Origin of the sequence: Marinomonas mediterranea MMB-1, from assembly GCF_000192865.1 — a bacterium.
GTDB lineage: Bacteria > Pseudomonadota > Gammaproteobacteria > Pseudomonadales > Marinomonadaceae > Marinomonas > Marinomonas mediterranea.
Window position 1 is genome coordinate 2,336,387 of sequence record NC_015276.1, and the last position, 21,376, is coordinate 2,357,762.

Here is a 21,376-nt window from a genome sequence, read left to right on the forward strand (position 1 = left end):
GCAGGCGTTCGTCTGCAATTTTGTTTAATTCCTTGTTGTTTCACGTCATTGCTTTAATCTGGACTATAGCCTTAACTTGTTAGTTACCGTTACAAAAAATCTTCTGAAGACGCCCTAATTAAGTAACACTCTAAGAATCAGACGTTAGCGCTTTCTGAGAAAGAGGTGTTAAATCTTTCTGAGAAATAGAGACGCGGTTTTTAATCTAAAAATAACGATAAAAGGAAGACTGTATGCTGCATAACCCTGTGATTGCATCACAAGGAAGAAAGTTACGATTAGCCGTGATCGGCGGTGGGCCAAGCTCATTTATAGGTACGGTTCATCGAGGTGCGGCTTTGCTTGAAGAGCATTATGAGGTCGTCGCCTCGGTTCTCTCATCCGATCCAATTAAGAGTGTGCAATATGCGAAGGACATCGGCATTCCCCGTGGTTACGCGTCCGCAGAGGCGTTATTTGAAACCGAAGTGACGCTAAAAGATAAAGCGGATGTTATCGCGATTATGACGCCGAATAATAGTCACTTTGACTTGGTGAATCGCGCATTAGAGCTCGGTTTTCATGTGATGTGTGAAAAGCCGCTGACAAATAAGGTAGACGAAGCGCTAAGTTTGGTGAACGCCGTTAGAAAACATCAAAGAGAGTGCTGTATTGCGTTTGCTTATAGTGGTTACCCTATGATTAGACAGGCTCAAGCAATGATTCAAGCCGGTGAGCTGGGTGAAATACGCATGGTACAAAGCGAATATGTCCAAGGCCATTTAGCGGCGTTGACGCAAGGTGAGTTAGAGCAAAGCAACTGGCATATGAAGCCGGATATGGTCGGCCCATCTTTAATTTTGGGTGACATTGGAACTCATTGTTATCACTTAGCTGCCTTTGTTGTTGGGCGGGAACCGTCCGAAATTTGCGCCGACATTGCGACGTTGGTGCCAGACCGCGCAGCGGACGATTATACTGGAATTTTGATGCGTTATGCGAATGGTGCTCGCGGGTCCTTTGTCATAACACAGTCTGCGGCAGGTGCGGATCATGGTTTGTATTTACGTGTGTTTGGCGAAAAAGGCGGTATAGAGTGGCATCAAGAGCAACCTAATCAATTAATTGTTCGTTGGCTAGATGAACCGACTCAAGTATTGCAAAAGGGTGGCAAAGGGTTACACGAAGCTGCCAAGAAAGTCTCTCGTATCGCCGTTGGACACCCAGAAGGCTATCGAGAGGCTTTTGCAAACTTATATACCGACCTCGCTGAAGCAATTGTTGATCGTGAGAATGGCAAGCAGCCGCGCTCACAAAAGCGTGTTTTTCCGACAATTGAAGAGGGCGCTCAAGGGGTAAGGTTTGTTGACGCGGCGCTGCGTTCGCATCAACAAAATGGCTCGTGGGTAGCCATTCCTGCTGCCCAAGATGATCTCTAGTTATCTTTAGTTGTCTTTAGTTCAAAGAAAGCCAAAAGCTATCTATCGAATGGCGTTATATCAAAAATCTCTCTGATTTAAGAGCCGCTTCATCCGCAGAATGTCTACGGCCTAATTGTACGGCGGATTACAGTTTCGCAAGGCAGTATTTTGTATTCACATGGCGAAGTTGGCTCTTCAATCTGACGAAGTGTCAGCTCGATAGCGGCTTCGACCATGGCCTTTGCAGGCTGTCTAATCGTGGTTAATTGGTAAGCGCCCCACGTAGAAATGGCCATATCGTTAAAACCCAATACGCCCACTTGATTAGGGCAGTCAACGCCAAGTTCGCGTAGGGTGTCTAACACCGCAATCGCCAATACATCGTCGCCACAAAATACCGCATCCAGATCGGGGTAGGCTGCTAGCATTTCTTTTGATTTAGTGAGCGCAGCGTCGTAGGTATACGCATCGCAATGCTGTTCAGCGACGAGTGTTAGTTGATGTTTGTTTAATGTCTCGACAATGCTTTGCTTTCGATCCCGTGTTGTCGTTGCCTCTTCCGGCCCCCCTAAGAACCCAATGTTTCGATAGCCTTTTTCAATTAATAGCTCCGCTCCCATTTTTGCGCCATTAACATTGTCGGCAGTGATGACGTTAATGGATTGTTCCTTGTGGCGATAGTCTTGCTCGGTACGACCAAACAGGATAGTCGCAGGTAAGTTCGCCGCGCTACAAGCTTGCGCAAAAGAGGTTGGTAGAACGGAAGAGAGAAACAGCACGCCATCGACTCGATATTGCAAGAGCTGCTCTAATACGTCTTCTGGCTTAGAGCCGGCGCTTACATTCTCCACCATAGTTCGATAGCCGCGGTATTGGAGGGCTTTGGTCAATTGGTCCAACACCTCTGTAAACATGGGGTTTTCGAAGTTACTTGAGATAACGCCAATCAAGCGAGTTCGATTCGTCATTAATGATTGAGCGAGGATATTGGTTTTGTAGCCTAACGCCTTGGCGGCAATAAGCACTTTTTGTCTTGTTGCGGGAGACACGCTTGCACCGGAAGTGAAGGTTCTCGATACCGCGGAAAGAGACACTCCGGCCAGCTCTGCGACGTCTTTTTGCGTGATAGGCCTATCAGTGGAATTGGGCATATTGTGTATTCTACGTTTAAAGACAAGGGTGACGACTCTAATGAAAAATTCATTATTCGATTAAACAATATGAGCAAAATCGATGAATTGCAAGCGCTTGCAATCCTGTGAAAGCTGACTAATCTCAATTGAGTGTCTAATAAGAATAAGAGAAGCACGATGTGGTCTAACGCGCTAACAAACCATGCTCAGGCAAGAGTTACCTCGTCGTATTTTTCCAATGCCTATTGGTCTCTTCTGTTGTTTAGGGGGTGAGTCATGTTTGATGACAAAGTACGCGAATTGCCAACCTTACGGTGGGCAATGGTGGGAGGTGGTAAAGGCAGCCAAATAGGGTACGCTCATCGGTGCGGTGCGACGCGCGATGGTCTATTTAGATTGGTCGCTGGGGCGTTTGATATAGATCCGCAACGAGGTCGAGAATTTGGTGTAAAGCTTGGTGTATTGCCTGAACGTTGCTACGACAATTATCAAACGATGTTCGCGCTAGAATCTAAGCGAGACGATGGAATTAACGTTGTATCGATAGCGACACCAAACTCGACTCATTATGAGATAACTAAATGCGCTTTGTTAGCAGGGATACACGTCGTCTGTGAAAAGCCCGTTACTTTTACGCTTAAAGAGGCAGAAGAACTTAAAGCGATTGCAAAAGATCACGGCCTGATCTTGGGGGTGATGTACGGTTATTCAGGCTTTCAGATGGTGCACCAAGCGCGCTCGCTAGTGCAGAACAATCTGTTGGGGGAGATTCGTGTTATCAACATGCAATTCGCTCACGGGTTCCATAGTCAAGAAGTCGAATTGAATGACCCAGGTGCAAAATGGCGAATGAACCCAAACATATCAGGGCCTACCTATGTACTGGGTGATATAGGCACTCACGCGTTTTATCTTGGTCAATTAATCACGGGACTTGCAGTAAAAAAACTGTGTTGCTCGCGGCAAAGCTTTGTTAAATCTCGTGCTCCGTTAGAAGACAACGCTCACGTTATGATGCATTTCGAAAATGGTGCAGTAGGAATGCTTTGGGCTAGCGCAGTCAATGCTGGGTCAATGCATCAGCAGAAAATACGGGTAGTCGGTGAAAAAGCCAGTATTGAATGGTGGGATGAGCGCCCTAATCAACTTATCTACGAGGAGCAGGGCAAACCCTCTCAAGTGTTAGAACGAGGCATGGGGTACCTTGACTCGCATGACGACGCGATAAGTAGTGATCGTATCGGTGCAGGCCATGCCGAAGGTTTCTTTGAATCATGGGCGAATGTCTACGCTCGTTTTGCAGTTGTTATAAACGCCGCCAACGCAAACGATTGGCAAACTGTGAACGCAACTTGGTTCCCAGATGTCGACGCTGGAATAGAAGGTGTTCGATGGCTAGAGCGTTGCGTCGAGTCTGCGGATAACGACGAAAAGTGGGTGGCGTATCGTGAATGATCTTTCTATCGAACACGGCAGATCTATCGATGTATTGTGTCTAGGGCGTGCCGGCGTTGATTTATATGCGGCAGAAGAAAATACGGATATAACCGAAGTCGCGAGTTTTAAAAAGTTTGTGGGCGGTTCACCCGCGAATATCGCTGTATCACTTGCGAGGTTGGGTGGACGAGCGGCCATCATCAGCGTTGTCTCAAACGACGGGCTTGGGCGTTACGTAGTCGATTATTTAAATCAGCAAGGCATCGATATCAAAGCCGTACGCTTCGACGCCTCAGGCGCTCGTACAAGTCTTGCGATTACTGAAATGAAACCAACCGAGGGGGAAGTGGTGCTTTATCGCAATCGGGCCGCTGACCTTCAGCTTTCTATGGATGACATTCAACTGGATCACATCGCTCAAGCAAAAATACTTTTAGTGTCAGGCACCGCTTTATCTAAAAGCCCGTCAAGAGAGGCGACCTTGCTTGCAATTGAGCATGCTCGCTCAGTAAATACATTCGTCGTTTTAGATCTAGATTACAGAGCCTATTCTTGGGCCTCGGAGCAAGAGGCCTCGCTGTATTATCAAATCGCAGCACGCGCTTCAAATGTCATTATTGGTAACCTTGAAGAAATCAATATTCTTAGCACGCACGCCTCACTCGAATACGACATGCAACCTAATAAACTAGAGGCTTTTTTGAAGCCGTATTTTCAAGGGGTTGCAGAACTGATTATCGTTAAACGAGGAGAAGATGGCTCGCAGGCGTTTACGAAGGATGGGAGGTGCCTTAAACAGGGGATTTATCCCGTATCGGTCAAAAAGCCGTTTGGAGCAGGCGACGCATTCGCTGGGACGCTTATACATGGACTGATTAAAGGGTTAGACATTGAGACGTGTATTCGCAGAGGCTCGGCTGCGGCAGCGATTAATGTCTCCCGTGACTCCTGTACTGAAGCAATGCTGTCGTTAACGGAATTGTTGTCTTTCATGGCGCGTAATGAACAGACCAAATTCAAATAAGGGGGGAGTTAAAGATGGGTAAACACATTCCAGCCTATGACAATAAGAATACGCCAATAATCGATGTTGACGACGATACGACGCCCTGCGTGTATTTTAATTCAGTGATTTTAAAACGAGGCGAGACCCACCGCTATCAATTATCACATTACGAATCGGCGATTGTACTGGCGGGCGGAACGTGCAATATCACAGTCAATCAAAAACGATATGAGCATGTTGGCATCCGAGAAAATGTGTGGTCTGGTGATCCATCTGCTGTGTATGCGCCAGTTGGAGCTGATGTTTTCATTACGTGTGTATCTGACGAAGCCGACATTATGATTGCAGGCGGGCGCTATGAGACGGCTTTAGAGTCATTTGAAATACGGCCTGAGGATACTGATCATGTTCAGTATGGTAGCGATGAGACAAAAACACATCGTAAGATAAAGCACATATTGGGACAAAAAATGCCCCACAGCGTGGCCGTCTTTTAGTCAGTGAGTTGTTTACGGTTGGTGCAGGAGGGTGGTCTGGTTTCCCAGCCCATAAGCACGATACCGAACGCGGTGATGTTGAAACACGTTTCGAAGAAGTGTATCAATTCAGGTTCAACCCAGATCAGGGCTTCGGCGCTCAGTTTCTCTATGAACATGAGGACGATAATGGCCCTGTCTATCACATCAAAAACCTTAGTGTCATTGCGATTGATAAAGGGTATCACCCTTGTGTCGCTGCCCCTGGTTACGAGATGTATTACTTCACCATTATCGTGGGTGAATCCTCAAAGTCCCTTATCCAATATTTCGATCCGCACCATGAATATCAGGTGCATACGATCCCTGGAATAAAAGACATGATTAAAAAATTCAAATAGCGTGGTGCTGCGATGTTAGTCAATTTAAATGAGTTGCTTCCTGCTGCTGCCAATGGTCAATATGCAATACCGTGCTTTAATGTATTTGGGTTTGAAGAAGGTAAGGCAATCGTGTCGGCCGCAGAATCGCTTTCGGCCCCCGTTATTCTTGCTGCGAACAAGGATATGGTTGAGTTTATGGGCGTGAAGGCGGTTGCAAATATGTTGGTTAACTTAGCGGAGTTGAGCAAAGTGCCAATTTGCGTTCATCTCGATCACACGTACGAAGAAGAAACGATTTTTAAGGCGATGCACTGCGGTTTCACCTCCGTCATGTTTGACGGCTCTCAGTGCGCGTTAGAGGATAATATTCGTCGTACAAAAAACGTTGTAGACGTTGCTCATGCTTTAGAAGTAAGCGTTGAAGGAGAGATTGGTTCGGTTGCGTACCATGAAGGACGGGATCACATTCAATCCGTAAAGACCGATCCAATAGAAGCGAAGCGTTTTGCAGAAGAAAGTGGCGTGGATGCGATGGCAATCGCAATAGGCAATGTCCATAGGCTCAATTTTCCTAACTCTGTGATTGATTACGCTTTGTTAAATGACATTACTCGTGAAGCACCCAATATTCCATTGGTCATTCACGGTACAACAGGGATACGTGAAGAAGACATTACAAGATTGAAGGCAGGACGAATTTCAAAGTTCAACGTTGGTACTTCTTTGCGCCAAGTGATGGGTCACAATTTAAGGCGCTTGATGAACGAAGAACCAGACAAGTTCGATAAACTGTATTTTATGACCAAGGCAATGTCGTACGTAGAAGCAGAGGCGAAACGCATTATTGGCTTAATGAGCGCCGCTTCGTATTAGAGCTGCTGAGATTAGAGGCGCGGGAGATTAAGGGGAAATGGATCAAGCAAACAGTTGATCCATTTCAGGGCAGCGTACAGGCTTGCCGTTGTCGCTAATAGAAGCAATGTAGATTTGAGCAAGCGTGCATATTTTCGCTGGCTCTTCTTTGTCAGGGTGATCAATCATAATCGTTTGTTCAAACACCGCTTTAAACTTGGACAATCGCTTTCCTTGAGTACTAACACGAGCCACCATACCGCTGCGTAACGAGGCTTTATACTCAATTTCTGCTTTGATGACGACAAGATGAATACCGCGAGAGGTTATTTCAGCAAAATCTAAACCTTTTGTTTTTATAAACTCATGTCGGGCGTGTTCAAGATAGTTTTGATAGACAGCATTATTGACAATACCTTGCATGTCGCATTCGTAGTCTCGAACTTGAATATCAATAGTATGTATCGCGTCGACGAGCGTGTTTTTCTGAGCAGCGGCTGAGCTTTCTGGTATTTGTTGAGTCATAGCAATATTAAATATCTGTCCCTAATTCGAAGAGATCCGATTTCGGCCTCGGTGTTTTGCGTTTTCCAAATACACTCGCGTACGGGCTAGCAAACTAGATACGCTCTCATCACCGATTAAGGTGGCAACGCCGATGGAAACCGTGAGTCGCGTCATTTCTTTCTTGGTGTCTTTATAGCGAATCTTTTGCAACGACATTTTTTCGCGCAATTGCTCTGCTAATCCTGTCGCTTGTGACAGTTCCAGTTCGTTAACCAATAGGGCGTAGGTACCACCCTCTACGCGCGCCAACACACTGTTTTGTACGTTAGCGTCTTTTATCAGTTTGCCGAGATAACGAATTAAAGACGTTCCTGCACGTCGACCATGCTGTTTAATAATCCCTTGAAGTCGATCTATGTCAATGAGCATTAGTGACAAATCGTCTTCTGCGCCTTGTTTCCAAGTGTACATGTAACGTTCAAGTCCCTTTTGATTATAATGCTGAGTGAGCGGGTCTAACTCGACATTATTTTTAAGGGCTTCAATTTCGCTCTTTAATGCGTCTATTTCATAGCGTACGACGTTGAGACTTTCGTTAAACTTAACAGTGCTTTGAATCGCTTTTTGGGTGCCTTTTTCTAAATAGGTCAACACCTTTTCAACGTGCTTTTGGCGATCGGCTCGATCCAATACACGTTTACTTTTTTTAAGTACGTCATCTAGCTCATCGAGGGAGCTTTGCATTTCTTTGGAGCCTTTTTGAGACGCTTCAATAAGCGCTTCAATTTTGTCTTGATGCTCGTTGTTAAACTGTGAGTCATCAATTACAAACTGGTGAAAAAGTTCTTTGGTTAAGTAATCAGGCACACCGCCAAGCGTTCTAATGGTCGCATCCATTAGTTTGTTTAGCTTGGGAGTGCGATTAGAGGAATACTCGTAACACACACCATAGTTGTAGGGTGTAGGGGCGATGTTCAGTCGCTGCATAAGGGGGACAGCCTTACGCAATATTTCATTCGCTTCTTTAAGACCTTCGTCTTGCATTACTGCCTCTTTATCGCAGTGTACTTCGAGCCAATTTGGATCGGTTACACATCACTGCGTGTTTCAAAAATGCGCTTAAGGCTTCGTCCCTGTTCTAATAATTGAGATCCTTCGTCTGACGTTTTTTTATGTATTGGTATTTGCTGTTAGCGCTTTAGTGACTAGCCACCAACGCGCTTTGCTTTAAAATTATTTTTCTTTAGAAACTCCATGACCTTATCTCGATGGTCACCTTGAATTTCAATGGCATTATTCTTCACAGATCCACCGGAACCGCAAGTAGCTTTTAGCTTTTTTGCGATATCTTTTGTTTCTTCTAATGAAAGAGCGAATCCAGATACCAGAGTGACGCCTTTTCCTTTACGTCCTTTGGTTTCTAGCATGACTTTGATGTTGCCATCGCCGATAAGTTGCCCTTGGTTGCAGGTGCAATCATCTTCCGGTTCGCGGCAATCTGGGCACAGTTGCCCTTGGTCTGTGCTGTATACAAGGCGCTTTTTGGCCATTCTTTTACTCCAACTCTAATTACTGTCTTGCGCTATATCAGAATGCTTTAAGGCGTAAGGCTCAATAAAGGCTAAAAAATCGTCGAATACGCCTCGATTATCAGACGTTATCGTTAGGTTATCCCCACTTTTCGGGTGTGTAACGGTCAGCGAGGCAGAGTGAAGCATAAGCCTTAAATCAGGGTTATATGTTTCTCTAAAAACATGGTTACAATGCCGACACCCGTATCGTGTGTCACCAATTAAAGGGTGGAACACATGTTTAAAATGGCGTCTGATCTGATGTTTTCGCCCTTGTTCAGGCCTAACTTTAATATGCGAAAGCCGTGTGGACGGGTATTTGCTAACAGGGATCGGCACGGTATATTTTTCGATTAACTCATAGTGACTCACACACTCCTGTTCTGTCCCTTCAATTTTAAATCGAGAACGACCTTTTTCTTCGTTGAGTTTGGCGAGCGGGTAGTCAATAGAGCCAGAATCATGAATATGGCCACGAACAAGGGTAGAATATTCTTTCTTTACCTCTCTATTCATGAACTGCTCACCTAGCTGCGATGCGCTTTCAGAGTCTAGCGTCATGAGAAGAACACCGCTGGTGCCTCTGTCTAAGCGATGCACTGGATAGACGCGCTGACCAATCTGATCTCTAAGGAGTTGAACAGCGGCTTCCATTTCCCCTCTCGCTAATTCTGTGCGATGCACTAACAATCCGCTTGGTTTGTTAACGGCGACTAGGAAATCATCTTGATATAATATTTCTAACACTTACTGAGATGTCTCGATGAAGTTGGAGATTCGGCTAACCGCAATAGAAACAAGCTTTTGCATTGCTCCATCACTGGCCCACGCGATATGAGGCGTGAGTAGGAAATTAGGGAAGTCTTGCAACGTATTTAATGGGTGTGTTTTCGGCATCGGCTCTATTGTGGCGACGTCAAACGCAGCGCCAGCGATTTTATTTTTTTCTAACGCACGAATCAATGCTTCTTCATCAATTAGGCCGCCGCGACCGGTATTAATGAGCAGTGCAGAGGGTTTCATAGCGTCAAACTCAGAATCACTGATGGTATTTTTGTTTTCTGGTGTTAAGGGGCAGTGGAAAGTATGAATGTCTGCTGTGGTGATCGCTTCCTCAAAGGCGATGTAGCCATCTCTCACATGAGGTGCGTTTTTACGTTCTACAAAACACGGTTCCATACCGAACGCCTTTGCAATCACTGAGACTTGCGTTCCCAAGGCACCGCTGCCATAAATCGCGATGCGACTGCCAGCTAGATCCTTGATAGGGTAATCCATAAAGCAAAAGAACTCGGAACGGCCCCATTTGCCTTTTTTTACGTCGTCAATGTATTGGAATAGGTTGCGTCGCAGCGCGAGCATTAACGAGAAGGTATGTTCTGGGACGCTGACGGTCGAATATCCCTCAACATTTTGAACAGCGATATTTGCTTGTTGGCAGAACTCGCTGTCGACGTTGTTTGTGCCTGTTGCCATTACTTGCACTAATTTCAGTTTTGTCGCTCGCTCGATCGCCTCTTTCTTAAGCGGCACTTTGTTGGTAAGTACGATGTCAGCATCGACAATTCGTTCTGCAACGTCGGCTTCTGATGTGTTGTGATAGTTGATGAGCTCAATACCCTCAGGCATTCGAATATCGATGTGCGAGGGAAACGATCCTCGGTCTAAAAATACGGCTTTCATGTTTATTCCCTAATTACTTATAAGCTCGATAATAAATGGCTTAAGGTTTGTTAAAACAACCTCTTGCCCTTTGGCATTCGGGTGTAAGCCATCATTTAGCATTAGACGTTCATTCAAAGCGACATTTTCCAACATGAAGGGGACATAGGCAATGCTTTCTTCTTCTGCTAAGTTCTTGTACATGTTGAAAAAAACACGCGTATATCGTTTGCCATAATTACTCGGTAGATGGTTGCCCACTAACAAAGGCTTGGCACCCGAATCACGTGTCATTTTGATCATTTTTTTAAGGTTATCTGCCGCCTTGTTTAAGGGATAGCCTCGCAGACCATCGTTTGCCCCCAGTTCAATGAACACCCATTTTGGCTTATGCATATTAAGCAAAGAAGAGAACCGAGCGAGCCCGCCTTGCGTAGTCTCTCCACTAACGCTTGCGTTTATTACACTTAGGTTGGGCGCTTTAGGCTTTAACTCTTTTGTCATTAAGGCCACCCATCCTTGTTCGACTGACAAATTATATGCTGCACTTAAGCTGTCTCCCATGATCAATAGGGTGCCGTCAATTTCGTTAAGTGGCACCTTAGAAACACTTTGAGCGTTGAGATGGAAACTTGCGAGTAGTATTGTGGTCGTTATAAGTAATGTACGTAAGTAATTCATTTTATACCTATTTTAAGGATGCTTGACGAATGACAAAGTCGGAAGCGCTGACAACTCAAAATCTCGGCCATACAGTAAACACGTCGGAAGGGCCGCTTACCATACTGAAAGGAATTAACCTTGAAATCAAGCAAGGCGAAAGTGTTGCCATTGTTGGTGCCTCCGGTTCAGGCAAATCAACATTACTTGGCTTGATAGCGGGTTTAGACCGTCACACCAGCGGCGAAATTTATCTACAGGGCCATGCGCTAAGTTCATTAGACGAAGAAGCGCGTGCTGACTTGCGATCACAGTATGTTGGGTTTGTTTTTCAGTCATTTCATTTGCTTCCAAGTTTGTCTGCGTTGGAAAACGTCATGCTCCCAGCAGAGCTTAAAGGTGACCCTTCAGCGCGCGATGCTGCGATTGAGCTTCTAACCAAAGTCGGGTTAGACCACCGTCTTAATCATTACCCTAGGCAACTTTCAGGCGGTGAGCAGCAACGGGTTGCAATTGCGCGTGCCTTCGCCTCAAATGCAAAGATTCTATTTGCAGACGAGCCGACTGGAAACTTGGACAGCAAAAATGGCGTTTTGGTTTCCGACTTATTGTTCTCTTTGAACAAAGACAAGGGGACAACCCTGATCATGGTGACTCATGATTCAAAACTGGCCGAACGTTGTGATCGATTTGTAGAGATCGACGCTGGCGAATTAAAGGGGTCGTAATATGTTAGCGTGGAAAATGCTAAAACGGGAGTTTAAGACGGGCGACGTCATGACTCTCATTATTGCGCTTGTCCTGTCCGTGGGCACCGTCACGGGGATCGGTTTCTTTGTTGACCGTTTGCAGAAATCGTTTGAGCTTGGTGCAGCTAATTTGCTCGCTGCAGACAGAGTGATTAGTAGCGACGATCCCATTCCTTTTCAATGGCAACAAAAAGCCTCTAATGATGGTCTAAACACAGCAAACCGAGTTTCATTTTCATCTATGGTATTTTCGGATTCAGGGCTACAACTGGGTCAAATCAGTTCGGTAAGTTCGGCGTATCCCTTACGTGATGCATATCTTGCAGACACTGAACTGTTTGGTACTGGCGTAAAAACCACCTCCGGCCCTAAATCAGGTGAAATTTGGCTGTCTTCTCGATTAGCGAGCCTTCTTAATGTTTCTATAGGGGATACGGTAGACGTTGGAGAGGCGTCGTTCGCTATTACACGATACTTAGTTAGAGATCCTGGGAGCACGGGGTCTGTTTTTTCGATCGCACCAAGAGCGGTAATAAACATTGATGACCTCGAAAAGACGGAAGTAATTATTCCTGGTTCCCGTGTTCGCTACCATTTGCTGTTATCTGGCGAGCAGGATGAACTGCAAGGGTTTGATGAATGGCTCAAGCCTAAACTAACGGATGGTATTAGGCTTAGAACGCCCAAGCAAAGAGGGGAACGTATCGGTGAAACCATTTCTCGTGCGGAATCATTTCTTCTTTTAGCGGGCACACTTGCTGTGGCGCTTTCAGGAGTTGCTATGGCGTTGGCCTCATCTCGTTATGTAAAACGGCATTTAATACAATTTGCGGTTATGAAGACCATGGGAGCGACGCCAAAACGACTGACCAAGATTACTGTTTATCAGTTAGGTGTGTTGTTTTTTATCGGCGCGGCCATCGGTCTATTGCTCGGGTTTCTTATCCAGTTTGTCATTGGGTTGTTGCTCCAAGACCTTATGTCAATCGAATTACCCGCCCCCGATTTTGGCAAGCTATGGCTCGGCGTCGCGACGGGTTTTGTTTCCTTGATTGCTTTTTGTGTTCCATTAATGGCCAGACTTATTCAAGTTAGTCCTTTGTCTGTACTAAATCCTTCTGCCCCTTTTCAAGCGAATGCTTTGGCAATTTATGTTGCGGGGTTAGTGGGGATGTACGCATTGATGTTCATCTATACAGGAGGGATTGCGTTACCCACCATCATGTTTTTAAGCATTGTGGTGATCGCCCTTGTAATTGGTGGCTTAGGTTATTGCTTATTCCGTTTTGGTCGAGCTCAGACTAAGGGAGCTACGACTGGCTGGCAAATTGGATTAGCATCACTCTATAGGCGATTGCTAAGCAACCTTTTTCAGCTGTTAGTGTTTACCGTCATACTTATGCTCGGGCTAATTTTGTATGGTATTCAGGCCAATCTAATAAGCGATTGGCAAAAACAACTGCCAGAGAATACGCCAAACCACTATCTGTTTAATGTACTGAGTGATCAAGTGGATGGTATCACCAAGCTAGCGACCGACAATGACATTCCGATCTCTGATTGGTATCCAATGGTTCGCGGTCGTGTAATTGAAATAAAAGGAGAAGCCGTAAGTGATCTGTATCCTCGCAGAGCGGATGAACCAGATTTGGTGGATAGAGAGATCAATTTAACATGGGCCAACAGTTCAGGCGCAGGCAGTCGTGTTATATCTGGTCGATTTGACGCTGGTGGAATTTCGATCGAATCAGAGGTTGCCAAAGAGGTCAATGTCGGACTTGGCGATGAGCTGACGTTGGACATCGGTGGTATAAAGCTTACTTACCCAGTTACCTCGATTAGAGAGGTGGATTGGGGGAGTATGCAACCGAACTTTTATATTATATTGCCAAAGGCGGCGTTATCACAGTTCCCTGCGAATTTCGTAAGCAGCGTATTTTTAACTCAGTCAGACGCACCAGAGTTTTATAAAGGCATGGCGGACTACCCGACGGTCTCAATGTTAAACGTTGGTGACTTGTTAAAGCAGATTCAAACCATCGTTAATCAACTTTCCAATGCATTACAGTTGGTGTTGTTTTTTATTTTGAGTGCTGGTGGTCTCGTATTGGTTGCAAGTATAAGAGTGACGTTGGATGAACGTCTCGAAGAAGGCGCTATCTTGCGTACTCTTGGTGCAAATAAAAAACTGGTACGTCAGGCGCTATTGGTTGAATTTGGCGCACTTGGCTTCTTTGCAGGCTGCATCGCTTCTCTCGCCGCCGAGCTGAGTTTGATGGCTCTTCAGATTGTTCTTTTCAAACAGGATGTTACCTTGCACCCACTAATTTGGATACTCGGCCCGATCGTTGGCACTATAATTGTTACTATTATAGGTGTATTTGCGTCGCGAGCTGTGTTAAAAGTGCCGCCGATAAAATTACTGCGAGCTTTTTAATACAGTGAAGGACATGTTCGAAGAACACAACGGTTACATAATGAGCCGCCATTCGAAAGACGTAAATGGCGCTTTAGAGATAACGTATTACGTTAAAATTGAATCAGAAACCGTTCGGGTGATTCCTGAACGGCAATTCAGTACCTTTTTTACCAATGCTCCGTTAGATTACTTTCCAACAGAGATTCAAAACGTTGATGTAAAAGAGTCTGGGTTGAGAGACTTCAATAACGACCCCACACTAATGGTTCGTTGTGGCAGTGTCGTACTTCAGCAGCAGATGATTGCCTTTATTCAAAAAGGCGAATATCTCGTATACGAAGAAGACGTTAAACCTCAAGATCGTTACCTGATGGAGCGAAATATACGGGGTGCTGTACGCTTTATAGGCAAGCGAGACGGTAATACGTTTACGGACGCTAAAATCATTCCTGGCGACTTCACGCCAGACTGGAAAGTTTGGTCACTTGATATTGAAACCTCAGTGAGTCGAAACGAGCTACTTTCAGTCGGGATAGTGTCACAAACTAATCAAATCGCTTTTGTTGTGAGCGACAAACCTCAAGACGTGCCTAATACGTATTTCTTCCCTGATGAACAACATTTGCTACTCGCATTAATAAAGTTTTTTAAACGTCACAACCCAGACATTATTATTGGCTGGAATGTCATCGGATTTGATCTGCTCTTTCTCGATAAGCGCTGTAAATTTCTTGGCATCAAACCTGCGTTTGGTGCATTGGGAGAAGCGTGGAGCATTCGGACGGTAGAAGGTAAAGGCAAATATTTCGCCACGATTCCAGGACGTGTAGTGCTAGACGGCATTACGTTACTTAAAGTAGGGGGATACCAATTCGACTCCTACAGTTTAAATTCAGTGTCCAAATCTCTATTGGACGATGGGAAACTCATTCACGGCGGTGATCGATGGCAAGAGATTGAGCGCTTGCATGCTGAAGAGATGGAGCAGTTTGTTGCCTATAACCTACAGGACTGCGAATTGGTTAAGCGAATATTCGACAAGCTCAATTTGATCGAGCTCCAAAAAACGCGTATAGACTTAACAGGGATTCCCTTAGAGCAAACAGGAGGCTCTGTAGCGTCATTTGAGAACCTGTATCTACCAAGATTGCATAAAGCTGGCTGGGTCGCTCCTGCGTGGCGAGATGAGCCGTTTGTTCCAAGTCCCGGTGGTTTTGTCATGTCCTCAGTCCCGGGTTTATACAAGAACGTCTTAGTTTTTGACTTTAAGAGTTTGTACCCAAGTATCATCCGTACCTTCTATGTCGATCCCTTGGCGCGCGCAGTTGCAAGTCATCTAGCAAGCGTCACGACTCCCAACGACACTCCTACTGACATTAGTACTAAATTAAATCTAGATAATGGTCAGCATGATCAAGATGACGAACAGCCTGTTCCTGGCTACTTGGGAGCGAACTTCGACCGATCCGTCGCGATTTTACCCGCGTTGGTTTCAGAGCTTGCCCAAGCGAGGGAAGAGGCTAAGCGCAACGGAAACGAGATATTGAGTTACGCAATTAAGATCATAATGAACTCGTTTTATGGTGTATTGGGCTCAAACGTATGTCGTTTCTATCACGCTGAACTGGCCAGCTCCATCACCATGCGCGGACATGAGTTGCTCGATAGAAGTAAAAAGTGGATGGAAGAGCAGGGCGCGAAAGTCATTTACGGCGATACAGATTCTTTGTTTGTGACCTTGTCTTGCCCTGATGAAGAAGTAAAAGACCGTGGCAGTGAGCTATGCGCCTTAATTAATGAAGGTTTAAAAAAATGGTGTAAGGAGTTCGCTGGATTAGACTCCTATTTAGAGCTGGAGTTCGAAACACTGTATACACGCTTTTATATGCCAACGATTCGAGGGCAAGAAGAGGGAAGTAAAAAGCGTTATGCGGGAATTACCGATGGAAAAATGATTTTTAAAGGTCTAGAAGCCGTTCGAAGCGATTGGACGCCATTGGCAAAGCGCTTTCAAAAAGAGCTTTTTGACCTGGTGTTCAAAGACGAAGATCCAAAAGCGTATATTCAATCGTTCGTCAATGACTTAAAAGCGGGAAAACTAGACGAAGAAATAGTTTATACCAAGCAGCTAAGTCGACCTATCTCTCATTATTCAAAAACGATTCCTCCGCATGTAAGAGCTGCGATTATAATTGACTCAAAAAGAGCGGAGCTAAATCAACCTTTAGAATACAGCCATGGAAGAAAGCGAGTTAGTTTTTATTATCAACATTCTGGAGTGACACCTTTCGAAAATGGTGACCTTATTACGAATGCTGACTATGATCATTACATCGAAAAACAGATTACACCGATCGCTGACGGTATTTTGCCGTTTTTTGGTTTATCTTTGGCAAAAATATTGACGAAACAAATAGAACTCCTTTAGTTTAAGGAAGGTATGAATTGGCCTAATGAGCTTGAGTCTTATTGGAGAAGCAGCCTATTAAGGCGAAAGCAGGTAGGAATGCGAATATGCTCAATATTGGAGAGTGGGATTTACCTCGAATAAAGAAGGGTTGTCCACTCGCTGAAGCCAGAGGACTTGTTCATACCTTCCTTAAAGTGGTTGTAATTCAAACGCCTTAAACAAATAAAGAAGTGATTGTTGTGCGTGACTTTCCTTTTAGCCTCTATCTAATAGTGAACATTTTTTTAGATAGAGGCTAAAAGAAATCTGTCTTAGGATAAAATATGCTTAAAGCAAAGACTTTTGTGTATTATTTAGCAACTCTGTTATTTGTTGCTATGTTTTGGAGTTATAACTCCTCTGTTCACTTTTCATCTATGGAGGATGCGTCAGATGAATGGGGAGCCCCTCTTTATTTATACGACTCCGCGTCAGTTGAAGACATAAAAAGGCCGCGCTCAGACAACTGGAAGACGTTAAACGATAATACAGCCAGATTTGGCTATAGAGATGGCAGTGTTTGGTTGAAATTTGAATTGCCACCAATTAAAGGTGATGACCAATTTTTATTACTGGATTACCCGTTGCTGGATCATGTGACCGTGCTTAGGTCATTTTCAGATGGCACCTCTAAGCGTTGGGAAACAGGCGATAGCAAAGCGTTTTCATCACGTTATTTACCCTCCGAAAAATTTCTATTCCCGATTGGCTCAGCTAAATATCAATCTGAATTATTAATTGGCGTTTCTTCACAGGGGACGCTAAAAATACCTCTCTTTATTACTGATAGGCGAGGGGAAGTTCAACGCGCTATTTACGCCAATTTATTGATTGGCAGCTACGTCGGTTACATGCTCTTAATGTTGATCACCAGTCTTATTATTAGTGTGACGACGACTGAAAAAAGATTCGTTTTGTGTGCGATATACGTTGCCTTTATAGGGCTATTAAATTTGCAGTTATCTGGTTTTTTGTTTCAGTGGGTATGGCCGGATATGCCCAGAATAAACGGAATCTTTACCTTAATTGTTATTTACCTTAGCGCATTTTTTCAGCTTGCTTTTGTAGAGTCATACTTAAGCTATTCCAAGGGCTTTTTTCGTAAATTAAGTAAAATATTTAAATGGCTCTGTGCGACAGCATTGTTTTTGGCATTGCTCCCGAATTCTTATTCGCTTTTAAGCCAACTGGGTGTCGTCCTTTTAATTATTGCGTGTATTTTATCCGTGATTCTGACGTTTATAAACATGCGCAAGACCAAACACACTGAAGTATCGCTAAACTATTTTTTATGTGCTTGGGTGGTAATGCTAATCGGTATTGTCACCTCCACGTTAGGTGTGATTGGTATACTCCCGCCAACATCAGTTGTAAACAACGCGTCAGCCATGAGCTCGGTTCTTGCCGTATTTTTCCTACTTTCAGCGCTATTTGATCGCTATAATCAAGAGCATAAAGAAAAGTTTGCTTTAACAATCAAAAGCTTGAAAGCGTCTGAAGAGCGCGCAAAAGCGGAGCGCCACCTGGTTTTTCAAGCGACTCACGACTCATTATCTGATCTTCCAAAAAAAGATGTACTTTTCAATAATTGGCCTAGAATTATTAACGATATCCCCAAGGATGCCTCTCTAACAGCGGTTATCGTTCACTTCGAGGGGTATTACGACCAAGTACTTGCTTTTGGTCACCAAGTCGCGGATGAGATGATCAAGCAGCTTCATTTCAGAGCAATGAAGTACGCTCAAAACAAGCGTAATTTTCTTGTTCTGGATTTGGATTGGACCCTAAAAAAAGTGGTGGTATTGGATTCCCACGACTTATGTCTAATATCTATGGAACTGGATCCTGTGATAGAAAGTCGAATGATAAAAGAAATGCATCAGACGCTTTCAGACACGATGATTGTTAATGGGCTATCTTTAGAAGTAGATTTAACCATTGGTGTGTGTCGTTATCGCACAGGCGATGTAGTGCAAAATTTAATTAGACGATCTCAAGTTGCATCAAAGGAAGCTTCAGAGAGACGAATCGATTCGCTACGTTATAGCGACAAAATGGGGCTCGATCCAGAATACAGCGGGCGCCTGTTAATGAAGTTTAAAAAGGCGCTTGAAAACGATTTGTTACAGGTGTGGTTTCAGCCGCAAATTAACACCGATAACGGGTCGCTGCGTGGGGCTGAAGCACTATTGCGTTGGCATGACATCGAATACGGTTGGATTTCTCCAGAGTTAATTATTCCATTTGTTGAACAGAGTAGTTTAATTGGACCTTTAACTGACTACGTGACCCGAAAATCATGCGAGTTTGTTGAGGAGTATGAGCGACAACTGAATAGCCAAATACAAATTGCAATCAATTTGTCAGCGAGAAACTTGGAAGATGAGAAACTTGCTCATAGAATCGGAGCAATACTCGTTGAATATAATGTGCCAGAAAATCATGTAACGCTAGAAGTAACAGAGACCGCCTTTTTAGGAGACTCACCACAGAGTAAAACAACGTTTGCTCAGCTAGACGCGTTGGGTGTTAATATTGCTCTAGATGATTTTGGTACAGGTTATTCTTCTCTTTCTTATCTTCATGAACTATCTTTTTCAGAGATAAAAATCGATAAGTCATTCCTCGCCGACTTGGAGCATAATCAGCGAAGCCTTAGTTTAGTTAAAGTAGCTATTAACCTAGGGAAGGAGCTTAACATGCATGTCGTTGCCGAAGGGGTGGAAACTAAATTAATTGAAGCCAAGCTTAAGTCAATTGGATGCTCTATTTGTCAAGGATTTTATTATGGAAAACCAATGTCAAAGGAGCTTTTTCTAGAATGGGCTTTCGCCTTCAATAATAACGGATCTATTATTGAGTGAAATATGAAGTCACCGAATAAACGAACACTAACGCACAACCGTCTAAGAACAGCTGTACAAAAAATGGTATTAGGAAGTAAATGGCAGGAGATAACTGTACAAGATATCGCCAAATACGCCGATGTTTCGATTGGTACTTTTTACAATTATTATGATAGTAAGGACGAGGCGCTAAAAGACGTTAGGCAATGCCTTTCTGATTTATTATTTAAAGATGTTTCGATTTTGGTAAACACCCAGTCTAATGCGATTGAAAAACTCGCTATTCTCTTTAAATATTTTGCAACACTGGTAGAAAGTAAACCATCTTGGGCGGATTATCTATTTAGAGGGGCTGCGTTCGAAGAGAGATTAGAAGGTGGTTTACAGAGCTTAATTATTCCTATGCTGTTGGAAGGGAGTAAAGAAGGTCTTTTTAGGGTTGATAATGTTAAACTGGCTGCGGCATTTTTAGAGCAGGGCGCTTTTCCTATACTCAAAAAAGCGTACGAAGAAAGCTCAGCACTAAGTGATAAAGACATGTCAGTTATTGCTAAACTTATTTTGTCTACGGTTGGAGTAAGTGAAAGCCGATTAGACAGCGCGAGCACTCAGGTTTGTCCAGTAACGCCTTTGGCACCATTGCCTATATCCATACTCAGCTATGAACATCAAGCGGCAGGCTATGTGTAGAAAGGGAGTCCGTTGAGGATCTTCTCTCTGAAAGACCCAAAGGGCGTGGGCTAAGCTTTCTTTAATTCTTTGTTAACTTTCTTGCCAATATGCTCAATATTGGACAGTGAAACTTGTCTCGAATAAAGAAGAGTTATCCACACGCTGAAGCCAGTGGACTTGTTCATACCTTCCCTAGAATTGTGGCTTGCTAACCGTTGAATAACATGTCCTTCTGGATCATCAGAAGGACATGTTTGGGCGTTAACGAATGCTTGCTTGGAACCAGGTGCTAATCAATGCAAAATAACGCTTTGGTATTAATTCTAGCTTGGTGAACGACTGTCTCCACATTCACAGAGCGAATTCGTGCGAGCTCTTGTGCAATATAGGGTAGGTATTTGGGGTGGTTCTTTTTGGGGCGAGGTCGTATATTTCTAGGCACCAAATAAGGAGCGTCTGTTTCGATCAACAGCCTATCGTCAGGAATATACCTGACCGCTTCTTTAAGTTCGTCGCCGCGTCGCTCATCCAGCAGCCAGCCTGTCACCCCAATATACAGTCCAAGTTCTAGATAGACTTTCAACTCATCGACACCACCCGTAAAGCAATGCAATACCCCTTTTGTGCCTTCCGATTTTAATTCTTTAAGCATGCCCACTAAATCATCATGAGCATCTCGCTCATGTAAATAGAGCGGCTTATTGTGTTTGTTTGCTAAGTTTATCTGTGCCTCGAAAGCAAGGCGCTGCTGATGTGGGGTTGAGTAGTTACGATTATAATCAAGCCCTGTCTCCCCTATAGCAACGGAGTGGGGAATATACTGCTCGAGTGCTATTTCTGAGTTCTCAGACCAAGTTTTGGCTTGGTGGGGGTGGCAGCCAGCCGTGAACCAGAAATTAGAGTGATTTTTGCAAAGATCAGAAATGATCGCTGTCTCTTCGAGATCGGAGGCAATGCAAATGACACCTTCAACGTCGTTTTGTTTTAACTCATCTTGAAACAACGTTAAATCGTCTAGGTATAGGGAGTGATTAATGTTTACGCCGATGTCTATCATAGTGAATAAGGTTTACTGTATGTGTGTAGTGGTTAGAAGTGCGTGCATGAAAAAAACCAAAGCATTGTTAAGGACGGTACGAATAAGTCCACACCTT

Annotated in this window: 19 protein-coding genes; 11 read left to right on the forward strand and 8 right to left on the reverse strand. The window is 44.2% G+C overall.

Annotation, left to right across the window (positions count from 1 at the left end):
- Positions 1-233: 233 nt before the first annotated feature.
- Entirely contained in the window at positions 234-1,418 is a 1,185-nt protein-coding gene (locus MARME_RS10695; RefSeq protein WP_013661278.1) for a Gfo/Idh/MocA family protein, read from the forward strand.
- Positions 1,419-1,522: 104 nt separating this feature from the next.
- On the opposite strand, the gene MARME_RS10700 is transcribed toward MARME_RS10695, so the two are convergent.
- Positions 1,523-2,551, reverse strand: a complete 1,029-nt coding sequence (locus tag MARME_RS10700) for a LacI family DNA-binding transcriptional regulator (protein WP_013661279.1) — start codon at positions 2,549-2,551, stop codon at positions 1,523-1,525.
- Positions 2,552-2,809: 258 nt separating this feature from the next.
- Here MARME_RS10700 and MARME_RS10705 point away from each other — a divergent pair, with 258 nt between their 5' ends.
- From MARME_RS10705 to MARME_RS10720, 5 genes are read left to right on the forward strand one after another with little or no spacing between them, the layout of a single operon-like run.
- Positions 2,810-3,988: a Gfo/Idh/MocA family protein gene (locus MARME_RS10705; RefSeq protein WP_013661280.1), complete on the forward strand. Its 1,179-nt coding sequence runs from the start codon at positions 2,810-2,812 to the stop codon at positions 3,986-3,988.
- Positions 3,981-4,994, forward strand: a complete 1,014-nt coding sequence (gene iolC / locus MARME_RS10710) for a 5-dehydro-2-deoxygluconokinase (protein WP_013661281.1) — start codon at positions 3,981-3,983, stop codon at positions 4,992-4,994. The genes MARME_RS10705 and iolC overlap by 8 nt, the downstream gene beginning before the upstream one ends.
- Positions 4,995-5,008: 14 nt before the next feature.
- Positions 5,009-5,473: a 5-deoxy-glucuronate isomerase gene (locus MARME_RS22690; protein WP_263053298.1), complete on the forward strand. Its 465-nt coding sequence runs from the start codon at positions 5,009-5,011 to the stop codon at positions 5,471-5,473.
- Between the two features lie 8 nt (positions 5,474-5,481).
- Positions 5,482-5,853: a 5-deoxy-glucuronate isomerase gene (locus MARME_RS22695; RefSeq protein ID WP_263053299.1), complete on the forward strand. Its 372-nt coding sequence runs from the start codon at positions 5,482-5,484 to the stop codon at positions 5,851-5,853.
- Positions 5,854-5,865: 12 nt separating this feature from the next.
- A complete protein-coding gene (locus tag MARME_RS10720) occupies positions 5,866-6,708 on the forward strand; it encodes a class II fructose-bisphosphate aldolase (protein ID WP_013661282.1) in 843 nt (280 codons plus the stop codon).
- Positions 6,709-6,750: 42 nt separating this feature from the next.
- Here the strand turns inward: MARME_RS10720 and MARME_RS10725 are convergent, their stop codons facing one another.
- The 6 genes from MARME_RS10725 to MARME_RS10750 all read right to left on the reverse strand — a co-directional run bounded on the left by MARME_RS10725 (position 6,751) and on the right by MARME_RS10750 (position 11,108).
- A complete protein-coding gene (locus MARME_RS10725) occupies positions 6,751-7,212 on the reverse strand; it encodes an acyl-CoA thioesterase (RefSeq protein WP_013661283.1) in 462 nt (153 codons plus the stop codon).
- Between the two features lie 21 nt (positions 7,213-7,233).
- Positions 7,234-8,238 (reverse strand): GGDEF domain-containing protein, encoded by a 1,005-nt coding sequence (locus tag MARME_RS10730; RefSeq protein WP_013661284.1) that lies wholly within the window; start codon positions 8,236-8,238, stop codon positions 7,234-7,236.
- 161 nt (positions 8,239-8,399) lie between these two features.
- Entirely contained in the window at positions 8,400-8,744 is a 345-nt protein-coding gene (yciH, locus tag MARME_RS10735; RefSeq protein WP_013661285.1) for a stress response translation initiation inhibitor YciH, read from the reverse strand.
- Between the two features lie 15 nt (positions 8,745-8,759).
- Positions 8,760-9,512, reverse strand: a complete 753-nt coding sequence (locus MARME_RS10740) for a pseudouridine synthase (RefSeq protein ID WP_013661286.1) — start codon at positions 9,510-9,512, stop codon at positions 8,760-8,762.
- Positions 9,513-10,448 carry a D-2-hydroxyacid dehydrogenase gene (locus tag MARME_RS10745; RefSeq protein WP_013661287.1) on the reverse strand — a complete coding sequence of 312 codons (936 nt, stop codon included), beginning with the start codon at positions 10,446-10,448 and terminating at the stop codon, positions 9,513-9,515.
- 9 nt (positions 10,449-10,457) lie between these two features.
- On the reverse strand, positions 10,458-11,108 hold the full coding sequence (locus tag MARME_RS10750) for an arylesterase (protein WP_013661288.1): 651 nt from the start codon (positions 11,106-11,108) through the stop codon (positions 10,458-10,460).
- 29 nt (positions 11,109-11,137) lie between these two features.
- Between MARME_RS10750 and MARME_RS10755 the strand changes: the two genes are divergently transcribed.
- The 5 genes from MARME_RS10755 to MARME_RS10775 all read left to right on the forward strand — a co-directional run bounded on the left by MARME_RS10755 (position 11,138) and on the right by MARME_RS10775 (position 20,240).
- A complete protein-coding gene (locus MARME_RS10755) occupies positions 11,138-11,815 on the forward strand; it encodes an ABC transporter ATP-binding protein (RefSeq protein ID WP_013661289.1) in 678 nt (225 codons plus the stop codon).
- Between the two features lies 1 nt (position 11,816).
- A complete protein-coding gene (locus MARME_RS10760) occupies positions 11,817-14,273 on the forward strand; it encodes an ABC transporter permease (protein WP_013661290.1) in 2,457 nt (818 codons plus the stop codon).
- Between the two features lie 13 nt (positions 14,274-14,286).
- Entirely contained in the window at positions 14,287-16,683 is a 2,397-nt protein-coding gene (locus MARME_RS10765; protein ID WP_041647885.1) for a DNA polymerase II, read from the forward strand.
- 305 nt (positions 16,684-16,988) lie between these two features.
- Entirely contained in the window at positions 16,989-19,568 is a 2,580-nt protein-coding gene (locus tag MARME_RS10770; RefSeq protein ID WP_013661292.1) for an EAL domain-containing protein, read from the forward strand.
- 3 nt (positions 19,569-19,571) lie between these two features.
- The gene (locus MARME_RS10775; RefSeq protein WP_013661293.1) at positions 19,572-20,240 is read left to right on the forward strand and encodes a TetR/AcrR family transcriptional regulator; all 669 of its coding nucleotides are present in this window, start codon (positions 19,572-19,574) and stop codon (positions 20,238-20,240) included.
- A gap of 271 nt (positions 20,241-20,511) precedes the next feature.
- On the opposite strand, the gene MARME_RS10780 is transcribed toward MARME_RS10775, so the two are convergent.
- Positions 20,512-21,279, reverse strand: a complete 768-nt coding sequence (locus MARME_RS10780) for a TatD family hydrolase (protein WP_013661294.1) — start codon at positions 21,277-21,279, stop codon at positions 20,512-20,514.
- Positions 21,280-21,376: the final 97 nt, after the last annotated feature.

Excerpts from the sequence above, each read along its gene's own strand:
- MARME_RS10780 (WP_013661294.1), bottom strand. The coding sequence starts at position 21,279 with ATGATAGACATCGGCGTAAACATTAATCACTCCCTATACCTAGACGAT.
- MARME_RS10755 (WP_013661289.1), top strand. The coding sequence starts at position 11,138 with ATGACAAAGTCGGAAGCGCTGACAACTCAAAATCTCGGCCATACAGTA.
- MARME_RS10705 (WP_013661280.1), top strand. The coding sequence starts at position 2,810 with ATGTTTGATGACAAAGTACGCGAATTGCCAACCTTACGGTGGGCAATG.
- MARME_RS10765 (WP_041647885.1), top strand. The coding sequence starts at position 14,287 with ATGTTCGAAGAACACAACGGTTACATAATGAGCCGCCATTCGAAAGAC.
- MARME_RS10750 (WP_013661288.1), bottom strand. The coding sequence starts at position 11,108 with ATGAATTACTTACGTACATTACTTATAACGACCACAATACTACTCGCA.
- MARME_RS10720 (WP_013661282.1), top strand. The coding sequence starts at position 5,866 with ATGTTAGTCAATTTAAATGAGTTGCTTCCTGCTGCTGCCAATGGTCAA.
- MARME_RS10725 (WP_013661283.1), bottom strand. The coding sequence starts at position 7,212 with ATGACTCAACAAATACCAGAAAGCTCAGCCGCTGCTCAGAAAAACACG.
- MARME_RS22690 (WP_263053298.1), top strand. The coding sequence starts at position 5,009 with ATGGGTAAACACATTCCAGCCTATGACAATAAGAATACGCCAATAATC.
- MARME_RS10745 (WP_013661287.1), bottom strand. The coding sequence starts at position 10,448 with ATGAAAGCCGTATTTTTAGACCGAGGATCGTTTCCCTCGCACATCGAT.
- yciH (WP_013661285.1), bottom strand. The coding sequence starts at position 8,744 with ATGGCCAAAAAGCGCCTTGTATACAGCACAGACCAAGGGCAACTGTGC.
- MARME_RS10695 (WP_013661278.1), top strand. The coding sequence starts at position 234 with ATGCTGCATAACCCTGTGATTGCATCACAAGGAAGAAAGTTACGATTA.
- MARME_RS10760 (WP_013661290.1), top strand. The coding sequence starts at position 11,817 with ATGTTAGCGTGGAAAATGCTAAAACGGGAGTTTAAGACGGGCGACGTC.
- MARME_RS10770 (WP_013661292.1), top strand. The coding sequence starts at position 16,989 with ATGCTTAAAGCAAAGACTTTTGTGTATTATTTAGCAACTCTGTTATTT.
- MARME_RS10730 (WP_013661284.1), bottom strand. The coding sequence starts at position 8,238 with ATGCAAGACGAAGGTCTTAAAGAAGCGAATGAAATATTGCGTAAGGCT.
- MARME_RS10775 (WP_013661293.1), top strand. The coding sequence starts at position 19,572 with ATGAAGTCACCGAATAAACGAACACTAACGCACAACCGTCTAAGAACA.
- MARME_RS10700 (WP_013661279.1), bottom strand. The coding sequence starts at position 2,551 with ATGCCCAATTCCACTGATAGGCCTATCACGCAAAAAGACGTCGCAGAG.